The sequence below is a fragment of the Kordia sp. genome, from assembly GCF_045105435.1.
Classification (GTDB): Bacteria; Bacteroidota; Bacteroidia; order Flavobacteriales; family Flavobacteriaceae; genus Kordia.
In genome coordinates this window covers 1-4,605 of the sequence record NZ_JBGCDL010000362.1, presented here as the reverse complement: position 1 = coordinate 4,605, position 4,605 = coordinate 1, and the positions used below count along the sequence as shown (strand labels likewise).

Here is a 4,605-nt window from a genome sequence, read left to right as displayed (position 1 = left end):
GGTTTTATGATATAATCTTCCAGTACACCAGATAGAAATGCGTTGACGAAGTCGTTATTTCCTACTAATACTTCCCAAGCATCATTGAAAGTGTAGTGCGATTGTTCGTTGGTTTTGGTAGTTTTTTTAGCCATAATTTGTTAGTTTATATGCTATTTCTTGATTTTAAAGATATGAAAAGGTAACGCAGGATGCAATTCTACAAAGTTCCATTCGCTGTACCAATTGTAACTGTTTCCTGTTATCAAATCGTGCACTTCTACTTTGTGTCCGTCATGAATTCCTAAATCTTGTAACGGCAATTGCATGTTTCCTTGTTGTGAATAGTATTGATCTAAACTAATGATGACTAACACTTCGCTTGTTCTGTCTTGATTCCACTTGTAGAAACCTATTAGATTGTCATTTTCTATGTGACAGAATTTGATATTGTTGGTTTGTTGCAACGCTTCATGTTCATGTCGAATCGCATTGATTCTGCCAATTAACGTCGTGAGTTTGTTTTGTTTTTCCCAATCGTAATGACACAATTGAAACTTCTCAGACATGTAATATTCTTCTTTTCCAGGAATGGCAGCATCGATCATTTGTTCAAATACAGGTCCGTAAATTCCAATGTTAGCACTCAAGGTTGCCGCTAATGCGTATCGCTGAATGTATTTTGCTTCGTTGGCGCCTTGTAAGTGAAACGGATTAATGTCTGGCGTATTTGGCCAAAAATTTGGTCGCATGTATTCTTTTTGATCCGTTTGCGTGAGTTCATTCATATATTTTATGAGCTCGTGTTTGTTATCACGCCAAGTGAAATACGTGTACGACTGCGTGTATCCTTGTTTTGCCAATTGCTGCATGACTTTCGGTTTGGTAAACGCTTCCGCGAGAAAGAGTACGTTAGGATGTTTCTTTTTTACTTCAGCAATAACCCAATTCCAAAAATAGTATGGTTTTGTGTGCGGATTATCCACTCGAAATACTGCTACACCACAATCAATCCATTGCAATAGAACGTCTAAACATTCGTTCCATAAATTTTTATAATCTTCACTTTCCCAATAGATTGGTAAGATGTCTTGGTATTTTTTTGGTGGATTTTCGGCATATTGCACTGTTCCGTCTGGTCGCCACTTGAACCAATCTGGATTTGATGTTACCCAAGGATGATCGGGCGCAGCTTGCAGTGCGTAATCCATTGCAATTTCAATTCCTTGTTCTTTTGCTTTCGCGACTAATTGTTTGAAGTCGTCCATTGTTCCCAATTCTGGATGTGTGTCTTTGTGTCCACCATATTGCGAACCAATTCCCCAAGCAGAACCAACATCGCCTTTTTTGGCTTCTGTTGTATTGTTTTTTCCTTTACGGTTGACTTCTCCAATTGGATGAATTGGCGGAAAGTATAAGGTATCAAATCCCATGTTTGCAACTCTTGGCAATAACCGTTCGCAATCTTTGAATGTTCCATGTTTTCCTTCCGTTTCCGAAGCTGAACGTGGAAAAAATTCATACCATGTACTGAATTGCGCTTTTTTACGATCAACATATATTTGTAAATCGTGCGATTCATTGGCTAAGTGTTTTTCGGGATATTTTAGTAAGATTTCGTGCAAACGTGCACTTTTGGTCGCTGTAATTGCTTCTTCATATTGCGCTGTATCTTCAAACGCTGCTATGCAATTTACCAAATATTCCTTTTCTGTTTTTGTCGTTTTTTTGAGCAATGGTTTAAGCAACGCTGCGCCTTCTAGCAATTCTGAAGTTATGTGTTGGTTGTCGTCAATTTTGCGTTCTGCTCCGTGTTGCCAGTTCAACGCATAATCTACCCAACCTTGTACTTTGTAGGTATAATATCCTTGTTTTTCTACGACGAAAGAAGCTTTCCATTCGTCATTTCCGACATCATGCATGCGTACTTCTTTCCAGGTACGTTCTTTTTCATGTTTGTACAATACAGAAGCGGCAATGACATCATGTCCGTCAACTAAGACATGTGCTTGCACGGTTACGATTTCGTTTACAATTCGTTTGATAAAAAATTCTCCTCCATTCAATTGTGGAGAAATATGATCGATAACGACACGTTTTTGGTTTTGCATTTTCCGTAATTATTTGCGTTCTAAAATCCGAAATTACTAAAAATCGCAGCAATTCTCATAGTCCTTTAGCGATTATCTTACTGATTCTGAAACTACAACGATTGCGGAATTGATTTTGAGTGTTTCTACAAGCTCCGTATGAACACTTTTGGGGTTTTGTATTGTTTTTTGCTTCTTAATTTTTGTGTATGCTTATCGTAAATACGTGGTTGTTCGCTAAAAATTTTTACGGTTATAAGATTCGTTTTCAACAAAATACACATTCATTTTATATTCACTAAATTAGGTGTTTAAAACCCTGCCTTAACATGTTAGTATTAAGATAAATGATTGAAAATTCAACTCGAAAAATAATACAGTTTTTAGAAAATGATATAAATCAGGCACTATTAATTAAAGGAAAAAGTGGTGTTGGAAAATCACATTATATTAAAAACAAACTATTCCCAATAGTTCGTGACACGCTAGCATCAGCTAAAACAAGTGATGATAAATTTTATCCTGTATTCATCTCTCTTTACGGACTTAGAAGTGTTGAAGAAATTAAAGAACACTTATTTTTAGAGTTTGCACCACTTTTAAAGAACAAAAATGTGGGAGTTTCTTCTGCAGTTAAAGCGTTTATTACAAAAGTGTTTTCTAAAGTAGCTATTGAACAATTTTTACATCAAGAGCAATTACTTAGTGAGTTGCCAATATTTCATAAAAGTGTTTCTTTTGTTTCTCAAATTAGAAGATTTCTGATAGAATTATTCTCAAAAAATAAAACATCTTCAGCTGCTAAAGTGAAAATGCTTATTTGTTTTGATGATTTTAACCGAACAAGTAATACGCTACAAAGCAAAGAGTTATTTGGATTTGTTCGTACTATGCTTGAATGTACTGATATTAAAGTACTCCTTGTTGAAACTGAAGATGAATTAGCCAGTGGCACAGCTAATTATTTATTAATGAGGGAAACTATTATTGGAGGTGCAATGACGTTTAAAACCAATGATGCATTGGCTTACGAAGAAATTATTACGACAACGTATAAAGAGCAATTCCCTAGTTATTTTGATTTTTTAAGAAAACGCAGTCAAGATATTGTTTCTAAAAGTGAAGCATATAATAGCAATTTGAGGACTTTAATCTTCTTTTTGGAACGTTATGAGTTACTATTTACCACCATACAAGAAATATTAAAAAAAGATATAAAACCAGCACTTTCAGCGGCTGAATATTTTAACAGAACATTCAATTATGCACTGTCGATTGCTTTAGAGTTTAAAATGGGCGGATTGACACCTAGAGTGATTTTTAGCTTACAACACGAAAACGATGAGCGTAATTTTGGTAAGCATCCACTTTTTGAGAAAGATCCTTTTTCTGACGAATTAACGCTACAAGAGTTGGAGATTTACGAAGAAATAGTGTCGTATAAACAGCACTATGAAGAAAAATATTTACAAAATATCCAGTTTCAACCAATAGCTATTTTTGATTCAATATTTGATTATATCGTAGGGAATACTTCATTTATTTGTGAAAAAAAATTAACGCAAGAGTTGAAACCATTTAAAGTAGTTAATAATTATCCGATTTTTAATCCGCTGTTTGAAGTTGAAGTTTTGAATTTACCGCCATCAGAAATTGATAAATTCATTGATAAAATGTTGATTTTGGTAGACAACGCAGTTTTTCATCTAAGCGAATATACGCATGTCTTTAAGATTGTAAACAGGTTTTTTAATACCAAAACGCGAATTAAACCGCTGTTGAAAAATGAAGAAGACACAAATGAAAATTCATATAAAGAAGCCTATAAAGAACTTATAGAGCGATTTAAAAAAGGAATTGATGCATGGAAATTACAATATAATTCTATAGATTATCCTGAATTTAATGTGGATCTTGGAGCAATAAATGATATTAAGTTGGACGAACTTTACCTCAGAAATCCTTTTGTAAAGGAAGAGGCGCATTTGCATAAGCTTGAATTTAATGAGTGTTCAAGTGAAAGTGTACATGAAATTAATATGTACAGCCAAAAAGTATATCATGATATTAGAGCTCAGTACGAAACTCACCAAGTTACACTTCTTTGTGAGCTGTATATAAAGGATATGATTGCTTTTATAGAAAAATTGAATGATCCAAATTTACATTTGTCGTCTTACCCAATATATGCCAAGTTTGATTTTAAAGAATTTTGGTCCGTTTTTAAGAAAGCTACAAACTCACAGTTAGTAACATTTGGACTTCATTTAGAAGAGCGTTATCGAGTAAAACAAGGCGATTCAGAAGATCATCTTACAGGTATTCTCAGTTCTGAAAAACCATTTTTCTGTTCGCTGAGAGAAAAACTAAGTGAAGAAAGAGCGAAGTTTCAGAATCCATTATTCTCTGATTTTGATGAAATTGTCGTACAATATTTACTTAAAGAAGTGAACAGTCTTTTAAGTATGTAAAACAAAAAATAACGAATTAAATTATGCTAAGTGCAATCAAAATACCTTTACTGAACAAAGTCGAA

At 34.0% G+C, this 4,605-nt stretch carries 2 protein-coding genes; one reads left to right on the top strand and one right to left on the bottom strand.

Going from position 1 to position 4,605, the window contains the following annotated elements:
- Window positions 1–152: 152 nt before the first annotated feature.
- Window positions 153–2,090 carry an alpha-1,4-glucan--maltose-1-phosphate maltosyltransferase gene (locus AB8B65_RS18335; protein WP_405302736.1) on the bottom strand — a complete coding sequence of 646 codons (1,938 nt, stop codon included), beginning with the start codon at window positions 2,088–2,090 and terminating at the stop codon, window positions 153–155.
- 326 nt (window positions 2,091–2,416) lie between these two features.
- Here AB8B65_RS18335 and AB8B65_RS18330 point away from each other — a divergent pair, with 326 nt between their 5' ends.
- Window positions 2,417–4,540, top strand: a complete 2,124-nt coding sequence (locus AB8B65_RS18330; protein ID WP_405302735.1) for a hypothetical protein — start codon at window positions 2,417–2,419, stop codon at window positions 4,538–4,540.
- The last annotated feature ends 65 nt before the right edge of the window (window positions 4,541–4,605 follow it).